The following is a 17,158-nucleotide window of genomic DNA, read 5'->3' as shown; positions in this document are numbered from 1 at the left end:
AGGGAGAGGAGCATGGCGGCCACAAGGCCCGGAGATGGTTTCATACGGTCCTGCCTGTCTGGAGTGGGGATGTCACGCATGCGCGGGAACCGTCAGGCACGCCATCGCATGTTCCTGCAGGACCTGGCAGGCCTGGGCGGCGTCACCGGCGGCAAACCCGACGAAGCGGGCACGGTAGAGGGTGCCGCCGGCGGCCGCAACGGGCATCACGACTGCGGCAGGGGACACCTGTCCGGCCCCGATGATCCGCCGCGTCGTCTCAAGGGCCTGGCGTGCCTCCATGTCCGTGGAAAAAGCCCCGATCTGTACGGCCCACTGACCCATGGGCGCAGGTGTGTAACTGACGGCATGAACCATGCGTCCCCCGGCGGAACCCGTGCCATCGGGCAGGGGGCCGCTGTCGGCAATCGCGACGGCGCCTGCGTTCATGGGGGGCGTATCATCATGTGGTGTGTCCCGGTCCATCAGGCAGGGCGCGGCAGGGTCATAGGCGGCGTCGGCATTACGCAGGCAGCCATCTGCCGTGCGTGACAGGGACTCCGCCGTCCTGATGGGGGAGGTGGGGGCAGGCGGAACATACGCCGCGTCCCGGTTCACCCCGTCCGCCTGCGCCAGCAGCGTGGGAGAGGGGACCGGAGCAGCGCCGATCCCGAGATTGGGCGTAATCGCCGCGACATACTGTACCGTCTCATCAGGCAGGGGCTCGCCATTGTTGCGCCACTCTTCCACCCTGCCGGGACCGGCATTATAGGCCGCCAGAAAGTCCGGGGCGCCAAAACGGTCATAAAGCTGCCGGATATAGGCCGAACCCGCCATGATGTTGTCATGCGGGTCGTACGGATCCCCCCCAAGCCCATACTGCGCCTGCATTTCGGCATAGGTTTCGGGCATCAACTGCATCAGTCCCATCGCGCCCGCGCTGGATGTCGTCAGCTGCCCATCCATATATTGCCTGCCGCCGGATTCCTGCTGCATGACGGCCCGGATCCATGTTTCGGGCACGGAATACTGCCGCGCCGCCTGCTGGATATACGGCCCCCATGGGTCATCCGCCGTTCCCGGTGCGCGATAGATGCGCTGCCCGTCGGCCAGGGATGGCCGCATCGTGGACGGGGTGGTGGTGCATGCCCCCAGTCCCAGCAGCAGCCCCAGAACCATTCCCGGTATCAGGTTGGCGGCCAGTCCCGTACGGTCAGTCAGCATTGGCGCATGTCTCGTCATCCTGTGGGACTGCATTGCCGACACGGCGCAGTCTGGCCCTTTCCTAATATCCGCGCTCCGCATGATAGAGAAGGGCAGGCGTTCCACCGTGCTCGATTTCGTGAATGACCTGCGCCAGATAGGCCGACTGCTCCGCGCGGGAGGCCTCGGATGCGGCGTGGGGGGTGATCGTAATGGCGGGATGCCCCCACAGCGCGGAATCCGGCGGCAGCGGTTCCTCGCGAAAGACATCCAGCACCGCGCCGGACAGGTGACCGCGCCCCAGCGCCGCAAGCAGGCCGTCCTCGCACACCTGTTCCCCCCGCCCGGCATTCACCAGCGCCGCGCCGGGTGGAAGTTGCGACAGCAGGTCCGCGTCAATCAGGTTGCGGGTCTGCGCGGTGTTGGGCAGGAGGGAGACAAGGATGTCCACTCCCGCAAGGAAATCCGCCAGTTCCGCCTGTCCGGCAAATGAGCGGATGTTGGCAAGGTCACGCCGGCGACGGGACCAGCCACGCACCTGAAAGCCGAAATCGCGCAGCCGTTGCGCCACCTGAGCCCCCAGATGTCCCATGCCCATGATCCCGACGGTGGTCGTGGCGGCCGTGCGCGTGACCAGCCTGCGATGGAAGACCCTGCGTTCCTGCTGCCATGCCCATGTCCGGGTTCCGCGCAGCAGCGAAAGGCACGCCCATGTCACGTATTCTTCCATCAGGGCGGCTGTTTCGCGTCCCCCCATGCGTACAAGCGGCACGTCATGCGGCCAGTGAGGGTCCGCCAGCAGGTGGTCCACACCGGCGCCGACACACAATATCGCCCGCAGGTTGGCAAAACGGGCGGCAAGCCCATGCTCCGGCTGCCAGACCAGCAGGTAATCCACATCACGGGGCGCGCGCAGCGCGTCTTCCCACCAGACGACCTCCAGATCCGGGGCATGGATGGCCAGTTCCCGCGCCCAACTGGGGAAATCAGCCCGCTCCCCTTCCGCGACTGCCAGTCTCACCATGTCGGCCACGGACCTCCCGTCAGGTGTGCGGGTTCCATCCGGGCGAACGGTCGTGGCGTGGCTGTCGCCGGTCCTGCCGCAGCGCGATGGCAAGGCGCGTCGTGTCCTGCTGGTGGAACGCAGCATCCCATCTCGAAATCTTCATGGAACGCACGCGACAGTGCAGGCTGTATGGATGGCAGAGGGAGGCAACCGGCCTTCCGGCATGAGGGATGCGTCATGTTACGGGCATATATGCGAAAACCCCACGGTGTCACAAGCATGCCCGCAGCCATGCCCGCCCGTCCAGTGCCGCAGGTTGTCATACCGGCGCAAACGTCATTTCAAGGAGAGCAGACATGACCACGACCAGATCCCTGCATTTTGTCACCCTTCTGGGCAGCCTGCGCAAGGCGTCGTTCAACGCGGCCGTGGCGCGCGCCCTGCCGGGGATCGCGCCGGAAGGGGTCTGCGTGACGCCGCTGGGTTCCATCGGTGATTTCCCCCATTATAGCCAGGATGTGCAGGAGGCAGGCTTTCCCGCCCCCGTAACCGCGATGGCGCAACAGATCGCAGGCGCGGATGCGGTGGTGATCGTGACGCCAGAATATAACTATTCCGTTCCCGGCGTCCTGAAAAACGCGATTGACTGGCTCTCCCGCGTGTCGCCGCAACCGCTGGCCGGAAAGCCGGTAGCGATCATCACCGCCTCGCCGGGCATGATCGGCGGGGCGAGGGCACAGTACCACCTGCGCCAGAGCCTCGTCTTCCTCGATGCCTATGTGCTCAACAGGCCCGAAGCAATGATCGGGCAGGTGGCGGGAAAGGTCGATGCCGCGACGCGGGAATTCCTTGGGCGCCAGTTGGCCGCGCTGGCGGCACTGGTGCGCAGGCTGGCCCCGCAGCCTCCTGCGGCCTGACGCCGGGATGCAACCCATGGCCTGCCGTGTGGCAGGCCATGGGACATATCATGAAATCGGTTCGCGCACTTCGCTAATCCCGCGTTTCCTCAGGATCGCCACGGCAAGGAGATAGACCCCAAGCCCCCCCAGCGACAGGAGTGCCCCGCCCATGCCAAGGGAGCCATACCCGTAGTGCCACGCCAGAAGCTGGCTGCCGAGCGAGGCCCCAAGCGCATTGGCGATGTTGAATGCCGAATGGTTGAGCGAGGCGGCCAGCGTCTGCGCATCGCCTGCGAAATCCATCAGTCGTGTCTGCAGGGCCGGGCCGAGCGCATTGACGAAGGCGGGGATGAGGAAGACATCCAGCATCAGGCCGACCGTATTGTGCAGCAGGACCGGAAAGACCACCATGGCGGCCACGCTGCCCGCCAGCGCCAGGATCGCCGCAAGGTCAAGGTTGCGGTCCACGATCCACGCGCCGACATTCGCGCCAGCCAGCATGCCCAGACCCCAGATGACCATGAACACCATGACCAGCCATTCAGGAACCTGCGTCACATCCTGCAGGACACTGGTCAGGTAGGTATAGATCGCAAACATTCCCCCGAACCCGATGGCCGCGGTCAGAAGCGTCAGCAGGACCTGCGCATTGTTCAGCGCCGTGACCTCGCGCAGGGGGGAGTTCGAACGGTTGGGCCGGTCGGCGGGAATGTAGCGCCAGACCCCGAGGAACACGACAAAGCCCAGTATGGCGATCATCAGGTAGGCCACCCGCCAGCCCATATGATCGGCGGCGAAGGTCGAGAATGGCGCGCCGATCAGCGTGGCGATGGCAATGCCCGACAGGATGCGCCCGACCGCCCATCCCCGGCGGGAGCGTTCAACCATGGACGCGGCAACCAGCGCGGAAATCCCGAACAGCGCGCCATGAGGCAGGCCGGTGATGAAGCGTGCGACCTCCACCAGTCCGGGGCTGGGCATGACGATGCTCAGGATATTGCCGAAACAGAAAAGCAGCAGCAAAAGCAAAAGCAGTTCCCGCCGCGACAGGCGTGCGCCCAGTATGGTGATGAGCGGTGCGCCCACCACCACGCCAAGCGCATAGGCGGTAATGGCATACCCGGCATCGGCGGGGGAAAGCCCAAGCGACGTCGCGAATTCCGGCAGCATTCCCATGATGGAAAACTCCCCGGTGCCAACGACGAACGTGCCGAACGTCAGCGTAAGGAGGGCCGCGGTTCTTCCGTGGGGAGGGGCGACAATCGCGCTGCTGCCCTGGGCGGGTGCGGTTTCAGGAGTCATGAGGGTTCTCTGGCAGGGGCCATCAGGCCGTTAGGGTGTTTGCCGCGATACGTGCGATGTCGATGTCATCCTGCGTGGCGGCGCCGGAGACACCGATCCCGCCCACAACCGTGCCATCCGCCGCCTTCAGCACCAGGCCCCCGCCAAAGCTGGTCAGGCCGCCATTGGTGTTCTCCAGCGTATAGGCACCTGCGTCCGGGTGGGCAACTTTCGCGAAATCCGCGCTGTCCATCTGGAACAGTGCCGCCGTGCGCGCCTTCTTGCTGCTGACATCTATGACGCCAAGTGGCGCGCCATCCATGCGCATGAAGGCCACGGGCCATGCGGCGGCATCGACGATGGAAATGCACACGCTGACACCACGCTTCTGCGCTTCGGCCAGTGCTGTATTCAGTATCAATGTGGCACAAGACAGTTTCATTGCGTCCATGACCGCTTTTGTGGATGAAAAGCGCACAATAATCACCATCATGGGCGAGGGAACATGCCGGAGATCAGAAAATCCGTTTATTCAGCATTGTTGAACCGCGATCCCTTCGGCGTGCCGCATCATCATCCAGGCCATGCGTGTCAGCCTGTGGCGGGGAAACTGCGCGGCAGATCCCGTCAGGCAGATGCTGGCCCGGACTTCGCCATTTTCGCGCCACGGGATGGCAACCCCGTTCAGCCCTGACTGGTAGGCCTCAAGGTCGAGCGCATAGCCCCGCGTCCTGACGGCATCGATCTGGGTCAGGATATCTTCCCCAAGCGCATTGGCGCGGGTGGCCAGCACGCGTTTTCCCAGTCCCGGCACGAAGGCAAGGAAGACCAGCCCCACGGCCGATCCCTCAAGCCTTTCGCGCCGGCGGATCCCTGACGTGACCATCGCCGGGTTCGCGACATCGACGATGTCAAGGTAGGTCGCCTCGTCCCCGCTGGGCACTGCAAGCCATGCCGTGGCGCCACTTTCGCGGGCGATGGCCTCCAGCATCGGCCTCAGCCGCGCGCGCAGGGTGTTGTCGTCGCCCGCAATGCGCGCAAGGTTCAGGATGCGCCCGCCAAGATGGTAACGCATGTCGCCTGCCCGCCGCTGCACATAGCCCAGCTGGTCCAGGGTCTGGAGGATGTTGTGTACCGTGGTCTTGCCGATCCCCGATATGCTCGCGATCCGCTGGAGCCTTGCCGCGCCGCCTTCCTGCGCAATGATCTCCAGGATGGCGGCCGAGCGTTCGATGGACTGGATCAGTCTTGGCGTGTTTCCCACGATATATCCCTTGCCATCCGGCGCAGATCGAGACGTGCCATACAGCGCAACATACGCGGATTCCACCGTCAGTTCCCGGCCCCGTCCATCCCCACAAATTTATGACAGGCACCATGGCGCCGATTACCCTAGGATGGGCGGACAGGCCAGATGGAAAAACGGAGTTTGCTTGCCCATGTTGCTCAATACGATTGAACTGGGTCCTGAAAATGGCGACCTGTCACGGCCGCCTGTCGTTTTCCTTCATGGCCTGTTCGGGCGTGGGCGCAATTTCGGGTTTTTCCAGCGCCGCATGGCGGCCACACGGCGGACGCTGGCGCTTGACCTGCGCAACCATGGCAAAAGCCCGCACGGCCCCATGGACTATCCCACCCTTGCCGCCGATGTGCGTGAGACACTGTCTGCCCATGATGCGCTGCCCGCCACGGTCGTTGGTCATTCGATGGGCGGGAAGGCGGCGATGATGCTGGCCCTGTCCTACCCCACGGACGTGCATTCCCTGCTGGTGGCCGATATCGCCCCGGCGCAGGGCGGCTTTGCACAGTCGGACCAGTTGGCCCGCAGGATGGCCGACCTGTCCCTGCCCGATTTTCTGGACCGGGCAGGGGCCGATGCGCTGCTGGCCCATGACATCGCGGAAAAACCGGTGCGTGACCTGATGATGATGAACCTTGACCTGGGGGAGCATCCGCACTGGAACATCGGCATTCATGAAATCGCACGCTCCATGCCCGCAATCGTCGGGTGGCCGGCACTGGCGGCGGGAATTCATTATGATGGCCCGACGCTGTTTATCGCGGGCGGGCGGTCACGCTATATCCAGCAGGCCAACCATCCCGTCATGCGGCAACTGTTTCCCCACTACCAACTGGACATCATACCCGATGCCGGGCACTGGGTGCATGCACAGGCCCCGGCGGAATTCCTGCACCTGATGCAGCAGTTTGTCGAAGCGGCATAAGAAAGATGGCCTGATGGGACATGTGTCGGTGAGATGTTATCGCACATGACGATAATTCCATGCTGATTGTCATGCCACGCAAGGGGGTGTCGGGCGCTGGCGTGACAGGCAGGGCCACCCGCTCATGCCATTGCATGGCCCGGCATCATGCCTTCCGTCCCGATTGGATGCAGGTCATTTTTACACTCAAGCTTTGCTGGAGGCATCGTTGGCACGGCCTGAAGGTCGATGCCCTTGGGGTGCCGACGGGCCGGACATTCTATCCCTGATGCGAATGTGGGGCAGGCAGGTCACGAAACATGGCCCGACCCGCTTGTCGGGGGGGGGAGTGCGCGGACCCCGCCATTTCCCAAGCGGGAAATTTCGCGCGAAACTGCCGGTGCACCAGCATAATGAAAAACGGCATCCCTGACCATATCCAAAATCAGGGGTAATATTTCAAAATATAGATTTCAAATCATGTCAGAATCCGGGCGTTCCTGAAGGCAACGAAGGGAAGCTCCCATGTAATTTTTATGCAAAATAAAGTAACAGCGGCTTGCGTGGGTCTCGATTTTATCCGGGGACATGATAGGTTTTTTGCACTTGCGGAATATCCCTTTCCGCAGTTCATCCCAGCAAGAGATCGCCATATCACATGAGAACTGACAGCCCCACGTCGGAATGTTCCGTAAATCCGCGACACAGGGTTTCCCAGTTCCCATTACCGCAGACCCTGTTTCATTCCATGACACGCAGGCTGGGTTTTCAGCTGCCTTCGGACTTTCACTAATGGGCGGCGGACCGTGGGATCCACATTCCCCATGGACGCAAGCGCCGGGCACGGATGGAACTGATCACGCGGCGGGGCGTGCTGTTCATACATGTGCCCAAAAATGCGGGCACATCTATTGCAACGGCGCTTTATGGCCGTCCCATGCTGCATGAAACGATGCATTTCTTTGCCACGACCGCGCCCGAAGCCCTGCGCCGCCTGCCCAGCGTTGCCATCATGCGTGATCCTGTCGCGCGTTTCGTCTCATCCTACTGTTACGCCAGGGCAGGGGGCGGACGTCACAGGCAGGTCGTGGACACGTTTCGCGAGCGCTACATGAACTTCCGTTCGGTGGACGATGCGCTCGACCATGTCGAGAACGCCGCTTCGGTCTATGAAATGGATCATATTTTCCGTCCGCAGTCATGGTATGTGAATGACCGCTCGGATCACCTTCTGGTGGATCATCTGGTTCCCATGCAGGCTGTCGGGAACCTGCACAGGATTCTGCCGGCCTTCCGCGACGTGCCGATCCGGCACCTGAATGAAAGTGCCCGCAAGGATATTGTCCTGACCGCACGCCAGACGGCGCGCATCCATGCGTTCTACCGGCAGGATGCCGTGCTTTATGCCCGCAGCCTCAAAGAGGCCGACAGGTTCCGATAGGGTCTTTCGCGACACGCCACTGAACCTCCTGCATGCGCGGTCCCGTCCGGCATGCCCGCACTGCGACGCCTTCGCGGCCCGGAAGGTGCCCCTTCCAACAGCGCGTGAAACCTCCCTTGACCCGTTGCCGTCCATAGCGACGGGACAGCATTGTCTTGCCCGGATGGGGTGGAATGGGGGCGTGTCCGCGTCCTGTCTCAGGAATGAGACAGTACGGCTTTTCAATTACAAACCTCTGTGAATAAATCATGACGCAGCATGGAATTTCTCCGGATTTTCATGCTGAAGAATGACGCACTTGGCCTGCGGGAAAGGGGATGTCCTGTCACCCGCACGGTGCATGTGAACTACAGAGAGAAACGCAGCATGCGAGAAACGAACGGGAGGTTATTGTCAATCATAACCTCAATCTTGCTGGCTTTGGTCGGACTGTTCCTGTTCTTCGGGGGGGCGCAACTGCTCTTCCTGGGCGGTTCATGGTTTTATGTCGCGGCAGGGGGCGTCATGCTGGCGGCCGCGCTTGGCGGCCTGTGGCGACCCAGGCTGGCCATCGCCCTTTATGCCGCCCTGCTGGTGGCGGCGACGCTGTGGTCGCTGATCGAGGTCGGGTTTGACATCTGGGGCCTTGAGGTCCGGCTGCTGACACTGGTTGGCATCGGCGTGTGGCTGATGCTGCCGCAGGTCTGGCGCAGCAGCGACAGCTGGCTTGCGGACAAGCGCGAGGTACTGGGCGGCGTGGCGGTCTCCTCGCTCGTGCTGCTCATCAGCTGCTTCATGTCCCATTCCATCAATGGCATCGTGCCGGCGGATCGCATGATGGCGCAGGGACAGCCCGACCCGGCGGCCGACGGTGTGCCCGATGGCGACTGGTCGGCCTATGGCCGTACTGTTGGCGGTGACCGTTATTCCCCACTGGCGCAGATCACGCCTGCCAACATCAGCAGGCTCAAGCGTGCCTGGTCGACACGCACCGGCGATGTGGAGCAGGAAGGCGAAGGCACGGTGGCCGGCCCCGACCAGGGGCATGAATTCAACCTTGAGGTCACGCCGATCAAGGTCGACAACACGCTTTACATGTGCACGCCCCACAGCTGGGTCGTGGCGCTGGATGCCGCGACGGGCAAGGTCAAGTGGAAATTCGATCCCCATCCGGCAGCAGCCGACCTGGCGAAGAATGTCTATCTTGCATGCCGTGGCGTGTCCTATTACCGCATTCCCGATGAAATCCAGACAAGCTGCCGCACGCGCATCTACTCCCCGGTGGCGGACGTGCGGATGGTGGCGCTGGATGCACAGACCGGCAAGCCGTGCGAGGATTTCGGCGATCATGGCTTCATTTCCATGCGCGAATATCTTGGCCACGTGCCCCATGGGTTCCACTTCATCACGTCACCCCCGTTGGTGGCGAAAAACCGCCTGATCACCGGCGGCTGGATTTTCGACAACCAGGCCAATTTCGAGCCTTCCGGCGCGATCCGCGGCTTTGACGCCACGACGGGCGAACTGGCATGGGCGTGGGATGCGGGCCATCAGCCCGAAACGTGGAAGCCCGGCCCCAACGACGTGCTGACGCCTGACACCCCCAACGCGTGGGGCGTCTATACGGCGGATACGAACCTCGGGCTGGTCTATATCCCCACCGGCAATGCACCGCCGGACAACTGGGGTGGCACGCGCCGTCCGTTCGATGACGCGACATCGTCTTCGACAATCGCGCTGGATATCGTGACGGGCGAACGTCGCTGGACCTACCAGACCGTGCATCATGACCTGTGGGACATGGACATCCCGTCCGGCCCGTCCATGGTTGACCTGCCCGGCCCGAACGGGGAGACGATCCCCGCCCTGGTGCAGAGCACGAAGCGTGGCGAGTTCTTTGTCCTTGACCGCCGCACGGGCGAGACCGTGCCCGGCTACCCTGTGGTCGAACGTCGCGTGCCGACGGCGGGCGCCGCGCCGGATGATCGCGTATCGCCCACGCAGCCCTTCCCGGCCGCGATGCCCACGCTGACGCCGCCTGACCTGAAGGAAAGCGACATGTGGGGGGCGACGCTGCTGGACCAGATGATCTGCCGCATCCAGTATCGCCAGTCGGCCTATGAAGGGCAGTTCACGCCGCCGCATGTGGGCAGGACGACCATTGTCTATCCCGCCTTCTATGGTGTCGTGGACTGGCATGGCATCACGATCGACCCGCAGCGCAAGATCATGCTGGCCAATGCCAGTTACCTGCCGTTCCGGATCCGTCTGGACAGGCGCCAGAAGCTCGAAGGTCCCGGCATCCTGCCGAAATGGAATGGAGAAGGGGAGGAGCCCGCCGCCAAGGGAGACGCGCTTTCGGTTTCGCCCGACTATGGCACGCCATATGTCGCCTTTACTTCCCCGTGGCTGAACCCGCTGCAGATCCCGTGCAAGGGACCGATCTGGGGCACGCTGAGCGCGATTGACCTTGTGACCAGGAAGATCGTCTGGCAGCACCCTGTCGGCACCACGCGTGATACGGGGCCGTTCCGCACGCACAACAACCTGCCGCTGCCCACCGGCATGTATAATATCGGTGGCAATATCGTGACCAGGGGCGGTGTGGTGTTCATGGGCGCCACGGCGGATGACTACCTGCGTGCCTTCGACCTTGCGACGGGCAGGGTCCTGTGGAGCGACCGCCTGCCGGCAGGCGGGCAGGCGACGCCGATGTCGTATGATGTCAATGGAAAGCAGTATGTCGTGATCGCCGCAGGCGGTCATGGCGGCCTGGGCACGCGAAGTGGTGATTACATCATCGCCTATACACTCGACGGTGCGCAGGATAACAATAAATAAATAACAATAACCTGCGCGGGTGCCGGGCATGATCCCGGCACCCGTGTTGCATCATGGAAACGTCCCCGTGTATCATACAGAAAGGTCGGCATGGCCCCGCGCCATGCTCCGTTACGCCCTCATGTCCGCTGTCATCTTCGCCGCACGGTCCGCACAGGCCGCCGATGTCACCCTTGGGATCATCGGCCCGCATGAATATGACCTGCCGGTTGATTTCAAGCCATTCAACGTGCTTGTGCAGTACGGTGACGGCAATGCGGCCGGCAGCTCCTATAACAGTGACGGGCAGCGGCACGCCAATGGCGGCAGCCATACATGGGCAGGCATGACGAAATATGTGCATTTCCGCAGTTTCGCCGCCATCCCGCATGTAGGCTTCGCATTCGAACTCATCCAGACGGAAAGCTACAGCCTCGCGAATGGCACCAGTTACGGCGGCCTTGGCCCCACCATCGTCGGACCCGCCGCCTGGTTCAAGCCCAACAGGCACAGCACATTTGGCATCCAGACCTTCATGCAGACCGCAGTGGGCACGCGCGATGCGACATCGCCCAATTACTGGTCGAACATTTCCAGTTTCATCTTTGACTATGAATGGAAACATTTCAGCTTTGACGGGGATGCCGGAACCGTCGCCGGGGCCGCGAAACACGAGAAGGGGCAGCACAGCTACAATCCCGGTGTCGTGTTCTACACCAACCTGCGTTTCAGCTGGAAAGCAACACGCCTGTTCGAACCGTTCCTTGCCCTTGACTGGCAGAACGTCAAGGGCACGTATGACAATACCGCCCGGCAGTATCTGGATGATTCAAACAGCCGTGAAATCACCCTTGGCGCCGGGGCGATGTTCAACATCTCGCAGCACCTGTCCTTTACCACCCGTTATTCCCATTCCGTGGACGGGCGCAATGTTCCCGAAAGCAACGCCTATTACGTGAAATTCGTCTATCTCTGGTAAATGAGGGCCATGCGTGGCCATCCGCCATTCCCATCATGGCGTGAACGTGGTTCGTCTTTTCCATATCCTGTGGCATTTCATGCGTGGTAAACCCGGCAGGTGCGATGACGTATCGCCAGCATGGAATGACAGTCATATCCCGGCAAGTTGATACAGGGTCGATGGAAAATATGAGACAGATGCCATCATGCGTATGAAAAGGGCACGACATTACATGGGCGGGAGAGGCCGTACGGGAAAAGCGCGCGGTTATGCCCGTACGCAGCGTACGCCCTGACGCACAGGCAGTGGACGACGATGAGCATGGCCGGTGAAAGGCGCGCACCCCCTGTCTTCCCAAGGCAGCCGCAGCGGATGTCGAGCACGACCGAGGTCGCCAAATCCTGGCAGCGCTGCGTCGCGTCCTACAATCTGGACCCATCGCAGGGCTGGAAGGCCGATGTCCTGTCAGGGGCGGAATTCCGCCATGTCACGGGCTGTTCCACCAACCTCCTGAAAACCGCCATACCTGAAATGCGCCGCCTGTTCGGCCTGATGCAGGGGCTGGGCCTGATGGTCCTGCTGGCGGACCGGGATGCCATCATACTGGCCCGGAACATTGATGACGCGCACCTGCCGGTCTGCCGCAGGCTGGAACTGCGTGAAGGCGCGATCTGGAACGAAAGCGCCGCCGGGACCAACGGGATCGGCACCGTCGCGCAGGACTGCACGCCCATCTTCCTGGGGGAAGGGGAGCACTGGCGGTTCTGTTTTTCCCGGTTGGCCAGCTATGCCGTTCCGGTTTTCGATGCGCAGGGACAGGTGGCGGGTGTGATCAACCTTGCGGCTTTCAACGGGAATACGACACGCCCAGTCGCCCCGCTGGTCCTTGATGCCCTGCAGCAGTCCGGCCGCCGGATCGAGGAGCAGTTGTTCAGGGACCGCCATCCGGGGCAAAGGATCCTGACACTGGGTGCTGCGCAAGGATGCTCCGCGCCACTTGTCTGCATCAATGACGACGGGGAGATCATGGGCGCGACCCATGCCGCGCGTTCCCTGACGGGATGGACCGACGATACGATCAGCACACATCCCAACCTGCTGACCAGGCTGGGCGCGGGGGAGGAACTCAGTTTCCAGAAGGCGGAGGAAAATGTCATCCGCTCCGCACTGGCGCTGTCCCACGGGAATGCCAGCGCGACGGCCCGCAGCCTCGGCATCAGCCGCGCCACGCTCTATCGCAAGATGAAAGCGCTGGGGGTCCGGTAACGCCCGCGTGCTTCCCCCTTTGCCGTTCCCGTCATTGGCGTATATCGTGGACCGTTCGGTAATCGACCATGATGGGTAGAAAAATGACATGGGTTCCTGACGCACACCGTTATGACCACGCCGGGTTCCGGCGTTGTGGCCGTTCAGGGCTGGACCTTCCGCCCATCTCCCTTGGGCTGTGGCAGAATTTCGGGGGCGTCGATGTGTTCGAAACGGGGCGTGCGGTCATCCGCCGCGCGTTTGACCGTGGCGTCACGCATTTCGACCTGGCGAACAATTACGGGCCACCCTATGGCTCCGCCGAGGAGAATTTCGGCAAGATCCTGAAAAAGGATTTCTCCGCCCACCGTGACGAGATGGTCATCTCTTCCAAGGCAGGATGGGACATGTGGCCCGGCCCGTACGGGGCGGGGGGATCGCGCAAATACCTTCTGGCCTCTCTGGATCAGAGCCTGCGCCGCATGGGCCTTGATTACGTGGACATCTTCTATTCCCACCGCCCGTCGCCCGACACCCCGCTGGAGGAGACGATGGGCGCGCTGGTGCAGATGGTGCGGCAGGGCAAGGCGCTGTATGTCGGCATTTCCTCCTATGGCCCGGAACGCACGCGGCAGGCGGCGGAAATCCTGAAGGCGGAAGGGGTGCCGCTGCTGATCCACCAGCCCTCCTATTCCCTGCTGAACCGCTGGGTGGAGGTTTCGCTGCTCGATACGCTGGCGGAACTTGGCGTGGGGTGCATCGCCTTTTCCCCGCTGGCGCAGGGCCTGCTGACGGACAAATATCTCCATGGCGTCCCCGAGCAGTCCCGCGCGACGAAAGGAACCTCCTTCAGTCCCGAAATGCTGGGGGAGGAAAACCTTGCCCATGTGCGGGCGCTCAATGAACTGGCGGCGCAACGCGGGCAGAGCCTTGCGCAGATGGCCATCGCGTGGGTCCTGCGTGACCCGCGGGTGACGTCCGCACTGATTGGCGCGCGCAATGTGGCGCAACTGGACAATTCGCTTGATGCGCTGGAGAACCTGCATTTCAGCGCGGACGAACTCAAACGGATCGACCAGTATGCACGCGACGGGAAGATCGACCTGTGGCGCAGTGTCAGTACCCTCTGACCTGCGGCCGGCCGGCGGCCTTCGCCCCTGTTCCATAATCACGCCAGCGCTGTAAAACGCTTCGGGGGCATCGGGCCCCGGCAGCCCCGTTCTTGTTCACCAAGGGAATCACGACTGCATGCTTTCAAACATACTGGCCGCGATGCTGCCGCTTGTCGTGGTGTTTTCCCTTGGTTACCGCGCGGGCTGGCACAAGGATTTCGATGGGGAGCAGGTTTCCACCCTCAACCGCATGGTCATGCTGTATGCCTTTCCGCTGAACCTGTTTGTCGGGATCACCCGGACGCCACGCGCGATCCTGGCACAGCAGGTGCCCCTTGCGGCCTGTGTCTTCGTGCTGATGTGCGGCAGTTTCATCGTGGCCTATTTCATGTCGCGCCATGTATTCAGGCGTGACGCGTCGAGTGCGACGCTGCAGGGGCTTGCGATCGGCGCGCCGTCCGTCCCCTTCATCGGTTCGGCCATGCTGCCGCCACTGATCGGGCACAGCAGCGCCACCGTCGCCATTTCCGCCGCTGTATTCGCCATGGTACTGGTGCAGACACCGCTGTGCTTCATGCTGCTTGCAAAAAATGCGAGTGCGGGGATCGCAGCCCCGCCGGGGATCCGCAGGCAGATCATTTCCTCGCTGGAGGAGCCGATCGTCTGGGCGCCGATCCTCGCGACGGTACTTGTGGTGATGGACCTGCATCTTCCCGAAACGCTGCTGGACTCGCTTGGCCTTTTTGGCAATGCGGCCACGGGTGTGGCGCTGTTTGCATCGGGGATCGTGCTGTTTGCACAACGCGTGTCCATCACGTTGCCGGTTCTCATGACCGTGGCTGCGCGCAATATTGTCGTGCCTGCGGTCTCGTGGGGGCTGCTGACGCTGCTTGGCATGTCACACGATACGATCAGCGCGGCTGTCCTTGCCCTGTCCATCCCGGTTGGCACCGTGATGGTCATCCTGGCCGTCCGCTTCAGGGTGGATGAGCGCGAAGCCGCCTCCACCCTGTTCCTCAGCGCGGTCCTGTCGGTCCTGACGATGACGTTCTTCATCGCCTGCACGCAATAAGGCCCGCACGGCAGGCAGATCAATCGTCCCCTACTGGTATCCCGCCGCCTGGAGCGCGAACAGTTCGGCATAGCGCCCGCCATGGGCCAGAAGCTGGTCATGCGTGCCGGATTCCAGCACCTGCCCATGTTCCAGCACCACGATGCGGTCCGCGGTCCGCACGGTGGAAAAGCGGTGGGAAATCACCAGCGCCGCCTTGCCATGGCGCAGGGCGCGCATGCGTTCGAAGACATCGGCCTCCGCCCGCGCATCAAGTGCGGAGGTCGGCTCATCAAGGATCAGCAGGTCGGCATCGCGCATATAGGCGCGTGAAATGGCGATCTTCTGCCATTCACCACCGGACAGGTCACGTCCTTTCGCCACCCGTTTGCCAAGGGGCTGGTCGTATCCAAGCGGCAGTTTTCCCACCACCCCGTCGGCCAAGCCTTCGCGCGCGGCAGCCACGATCCGTGCGGAATCCGCCAGCGCCCCGATGCGCCCGACGGCGATGTTTTCGCCCGCCGTCAGGCTGTAGCGGACGAAATCCTGGAAAATGACCCCGATATGGGCGCGCACGTCATCAAGGTCCATGTCGCGCAATGAGACGCCATCGACCGTGATCTCTCCTTCATCGGGTTCGTACAGGCGCGTCAGCAGCTTGACGATCGTCGTCTTGCCCGCGCCATTTTCCCCCACCAGCGCCACGGTTTCCCCTGCCGCGATGCTCAGGTCCAGATGGCGCAGCGCCCAGCGGTTCGTGCCCGGATACCGGAACCCGACATCGCGAAAGCGGATGGCATGGCGGATCGGCGAGGGGAAGGGACGGGTCACGACCGCAGAGGTGATGACCGGGCGAAGGTCAAGGAAGGCAAAGAAATCATCAAGATACTGCACCTGTCCCGCCGTCTGCGTGATGCCGAGCAGCAGGCTGGACAGCAGGCCGTGCAGCCGCAGGAACGAACCCGACAGGAACGTAAGGTCCCCGACCGAGAACTGCCCATTTACCGTATCATGCACGATCACGACATAGACACCGTAATAGGCCAGTGAGCCGATGGCGGCGAACAGGCTGCTCCAGCCAAAACGGCGCAGGGCAAGCCTGCGGTTCTGTTCAAGCACGGTGGCCGCCGCCGCGCGAAACCGCCCGACAAGGAAACCGCCCAGTCCGAACAGCTTGATTTCCTTGGCATGCTCGGCGCTGGACCCGATGCTGCGCAGATATTCCATTTCGCGTCGTTCCGCCGTTTTCGCCCGCATCAGGCGATAGGCCTCGGCATTGAAACGGGCTTCCCCCGCCGCGGCCGGCAGCAGGCCGACAATCAGGACCAGGACCATCCACGGGGCGAAGGCGATCACGCCCATGACCAGTGTAACCGCCGTCAGGGCCGTCTGGCCGATATTGAACAGTTGCACCAGCAGGTTGTTGCGGCCCGAGGCCTGCCGGCGCGCGCGTTCCAGCAGGTCCTGCAGTTCGCTGGATTCAAACTGTGCAAGGTCCAGTGTCGCCGCATGTTCCATCAGCGCGACGCTGACGGCATTGATATAGCGTTCGTTCAGCAGCCCATCGACAAGCGCCACTGTGCGCGATGTCAGGTCCGACAGGATGATCAGCCCGAATTCCACCCCCAGCCACTTCTGCAGGGAGCCGGACCCGGCAGGGGGGGACGCATGTCCGCTAAGGCTTATGACCCCGTCAACAATCAGCTTTGCAACATAAAGTGCCAGCGGCGGCTGGATCGCCTGCACCAGCCGCAGCGCCAGGCTGGCCAGCGTCAGGGCCGGGCTGCATTGCCACAACTGCCGGAACATGCGCGGAAGATGACCATACACCCCGAACCGTCGCGAAAGCCATCTGCGCCATGACGGAATTGCGTCGGACTGATGTGAGCGGGAGGCAGAATGATCGGGCAAGGCCGGTTTTCCATGAACGTGACAGGGAAGGGACGGCAGGTGCGGCCATCCGGGGCTGGGGTGGGC

General features: G+C 62.6%; 15 protein-coding genes. 8 read left to right on the top strand and 7 right to left on the bottom strand.

Features of this window, described 5'->3' with window-relative positions; genetic code table 11:
• Nucleotides 1-72: 72 nt before the first annotated feature.
• The 3 genes from KMAL_RS10625 to KMAL_RS17810 all read right to left on the bottom strand — a co-directional run bounded on the left by KMAL_RS10625 (nt 73) and on the right by KMAL_RS17810 (nt 2,351).
• Nucleotides 73-1,203, bottom strand: coding sequence for a lytic transglycosylase domain-containing protein (locus KMAL_RS10625; protein ID WP_239020082.1), 1,131 nt, complete (start codon nt 1,201-1,203; stop codon nt 73-75).
• Between the two features lie 61 nt (nt 1,204-1,264).
• Nucleotides 1,265-2,206 carry a 2-hydroxyacid dehydrogenase gene (locus tag KMAL_RS10620; RefSeq protein WP_110095697.1) on the bottom strand — a complete coding sequence of 314 codons (942 nt, stop codon included), beginning with the start codon at nt 2,204-2,206 and terminating at the stop codon, nt 1,265-1,267.
• A 19-nt stretch (nt 2,207-2,225) separates the two neighbouring features.
• On the bottom strand, nt 2,226-2,351 hold the full coding sequence (locus KMAL_RS17810) for a hypothetical protein (RefSeq protein WP_275399319.1): 126 nt from the start codon (nt 2,349-2,351) through the stop codon (nt 2,226-2,228).
• Nucleotides 2,352-2,544: 193 nt separating this feature from the next.
• On the opposite strand from KMAL_RS17810, the gene KMAL_RS10615 reads away from it, so the two are divergent.
• Nucleotides 2,545-3,105: an NADPH-dependent FMN reductase gene (locus tag KMAL_RS10615; RefSeq protein ID WP_110095677.1), complete on the top strand. Its 561-nt coding sequence runs from the start codon at nt 2,545-2,547 to the stop codon at nt 3,103-3,105.
• Between the two features lie 48 nt (nt 3,106-3,153).
• Here KMAL_RS10615 and KMAL_RS10610 read toward each other — a convergent pair whose 3' ends face one another.
• From KMAL_RS10610 to KMAL_RS10600, 3 genes are all read right to left on the bottom strand, one after another.
• Nucleotides 3,154-4,389 carry an MFS transporter gene (locus tag KMAL_RS10610; protein ID WP_110095676.1) on the bottom strand — a complete coding sequence of 412 codons (1,236 nt, stop codon included), beginning with the start codon at nt 4,387-4,389 and terminating at the stop codon, nt 3,154-3,156.
• A gap of 22 nt (nt 4,390-4,411) precedes the next feature.
• The gene (locus KMAL_RS10605; protein WP_110095696.1) at nt 4,412-4,810 is read right to left on the bottom strand and encodes a GlcG/HbpS family heme-binding protein; all 399 of its coding nucleotides are present in this window, start codon (nt 4,808-4,810) and stop codon (nt 4,412-4,414) included.
• Nucleotides 4,811-4,900: 90 nt separating this feature from the next.
• Nucleotides 4,901-5,698 carry an IclR family transcriptional regulator gene (locus tag KMAL_RS10600; RefSeq protein ID WP_239020081.1) on the bottom strand — a complete coding sequence of 266 codons (798 nt, stop codon included), beginning with the start codon at nt 5,696-5,698 and terminating at the stop codon, nt 4,901-4,903.
• A gap of 109 nt (nt 5,699-5,807) precedes the next feature.
• On the opposite strand from KMAL_RS10600, the gene KMAL_RS10595 reads away from it, so the two are divergent.
• From KMAL_RS10595 to KMAL_RS10560, 7 genes are all read left to right on the top strand, one after another.
• On the top strand, nt 5,808-6,593 hold the full coding sequence (locus tag KMAL_RS10595; RefSeq protein ID WP_110095675.1) for an alpha/beta fold hydrolase: 786 nt from the start codon (nt 5,808-5,810) through the stop codon (nt 6,591-6,593).
• An 826-nt stretch (nt 6,594-7,419) separates the two neighbouring features.
• The gene (locus tag KMAL_RS10585) at nt 7,420-8,013 is read left to right on the top strand and encodes a hypothetical protein (protein ID WP_239020080.1); all 594 of its coding nucleotides are present in this window, start codon (nt 7,420-7,422) and stop codon (nt 8,011-8,013) included.
• A 366-nt stretch (nt 8,014-8,379) separates the two neighbouring features.
• Nucleotides 8,380-10,833 (top strand): membrane-bound PQQ-dependent dehydrogenase, glucose/quinate/shikimate family, encoded by a 2,454-nt coding sequence (locus KMAL_RS10580; protein ID WP_110095694.1) that lies wholly within the window; start codon nt 8,380-8,382, stop codon nt 10,831-10,833.
• A gap of 103 nt (nt 10,834-10,936) precedes the next feature.
• Entirely contained in the window at nt 10,937-11,791 is an 855-nt protein-coding gene (locus tag KMAL_RS10575; RefSeq protein ID WP_239020079.1) for a transporter, read from the top strand.
• A gap of 354 nt (nt 11,792-12,145) precedes the next feature.
• Nucleotides 12,146-13,039 carry a helix-turn-helix domain-containing protein gene (locus tag KMAL_RS10570; RefSeq protein WP_239020078.1) on the top strand — a complete coding sequence of 298 codons (894 nt, stop codon included), beginning with the start codon at nt 12,146-12,148 and terminating at the stop codon, nt 13,037-13,039.
• 83 nt (nt 13,040-13,122) lie between these two features.
• Entirely contained in the window at nt 13,123-14,148 is a 1,026-nt protein-coding gene (gene mgrA / locus KMAL_RS10565) for an L-glyceraldehyde 3-phosphate reductase (RefSeq protein ID WP_110095672.1), read from the top strand.
• Nucleotides 14,149-14,266: 118 nt separating this feature from the next.
• Complete coding sequence (locus tag KMAL_RS10560) at nt 14,267-15,202, top strand: AEC family transporter (RefSeq protein ID WP_110095671.1); 936 nt, start codon at nt 14,267-14,269, stop codon at nt 15,200-15,202.
• 30 nt (nt 15,203-15,232) lie between these two features.
• Here the strand turns inward: KMAL_RS10560 and KMAL_RS10555 are convergent, their stop codons facing one another.
• Nucleotides 15,233-17,092 (bottom strand): ABC transporter ATP-binding protein, encoded by a 1,860-nt coding sequence (locus KMAL_RS10555; protein WP_110095670.1) that lies wholly within the window; start codon nt 17,090-17,092, stop codon nt 15,233-15,235.
• Between the last annotated feature and the right edge of the window lie 66 nt (nt 17,093-17,158).

Source organism: Novacetimonas maltaceti, from assembly GCF_002906255.1.
GTDB lineage: Bacteria > Pseudomonadota > Alphaproteobacteria > Acetobacterales > Acetobacteraceae > Novacetimonas > Novacetimonas maltaceti.
This window is presented reverse-complemented; position numbering and strand designations above follow the sequence as displayed.

What these genes read in the sequence shown, in the direction of transcription:
- KMAL_RS10620 (WP_110095697.1), bottom strand. Translation starts at nt 2,206, where the DNA reads ATGGTGAGACTGGCAGTCGCGGAAGGGGAGCGGGCTGATTTCCCCAGT.
- mgrA (WP_110095672.1), top strand. Translation starts at nt 13,123, where the DNA reads ATGACATGGGTTCCTGACGCACACCGTTATGACCACGCCGGGTTCCGG.
- KMAL_RS10585 (WP_239020080.1), top strand. Translation starts at nt 7,420, where the DNA reads ATGGAACTGATCACGCGGCGGGGCGTGCTGTTCATACATGTGCCCAAA.
- KMAL_RS10615 (WP_110095677.1), top strand. Translation starts at nt 2,545, where the DNA reads ATGACCACGACCAGATCCCTGCATTTTGTCACCCTTCTGGGCAGCCTG.
- KMAL_RS10595 (WP_110095675.1), top strand. Translation starts at nt 5,808, where the DNA reads ATGTTGCTCAATACGATTGAACTGGGTCCTGAAAATGGCGACCTGTCA.
- KMAL_RS10560 (WP_110095671.1), top strand. Translation starts at nt 14,267, where the DNA reads ATGCTTTCAAACATACTGGCCGCGATGCTGCCGCTTGTCGTGGTGTTT.
- KMAL_RS17810 (WP_275399319.1), bottom strand. Translation starts at nt 2,351, where the DNA reads ATGAAGATTTCGAGATGGGATGCTGCGTTCCACCAGCAGGACACGACG.
- KMAL_RS10605 (WP_110095696.1), bottom strand. Translation starts at nt 4,810, where the DNA reads ATGAAACTGTCTTGTGCCACATTGATACTGAATACAGCACTGGCCGAA.
- KMAL_RS10575 (WP_239020079.1), top strand. Translation starts at nt 10,937, where the DNA reads ATGCTCCGTTACGCCCTCATGTCCGCTGTCATCTTCGCCGCACGGTCC.
- KMAL_RS10570 (WP_239020078.1), top strand. Translation starts at nt 12,146, where the DNA reads ATGTCGAGCACGACCGAGGTCGCCAAATCCTGGCAGCGCTGCGTCGCG.
- KMAL_RS10625 (WP_239020082.1), bottom strand. Translation starts at nt 1,203, where the DNA reads ATGCTGACTGACCGTACGGGACTGGCCGCCAACCTGATACCGGGAATG.
- KMAL_RS10610 (WP_110095676.1), bottom strand. Translation starts at nt 4,389, where the DNA reads ATGACTCCTGAAACCGCACCCGCCCAGGGCAGCAGCGCGATTGTCGCC.
- KMAL_RS10580 (WP_110095694.1), top strand. Translation starts at nt 8,380, where the DNA reads ATGCGAGAAACGAACGGGAGGTTATTGTCAATCATAACCTCAATCTTG.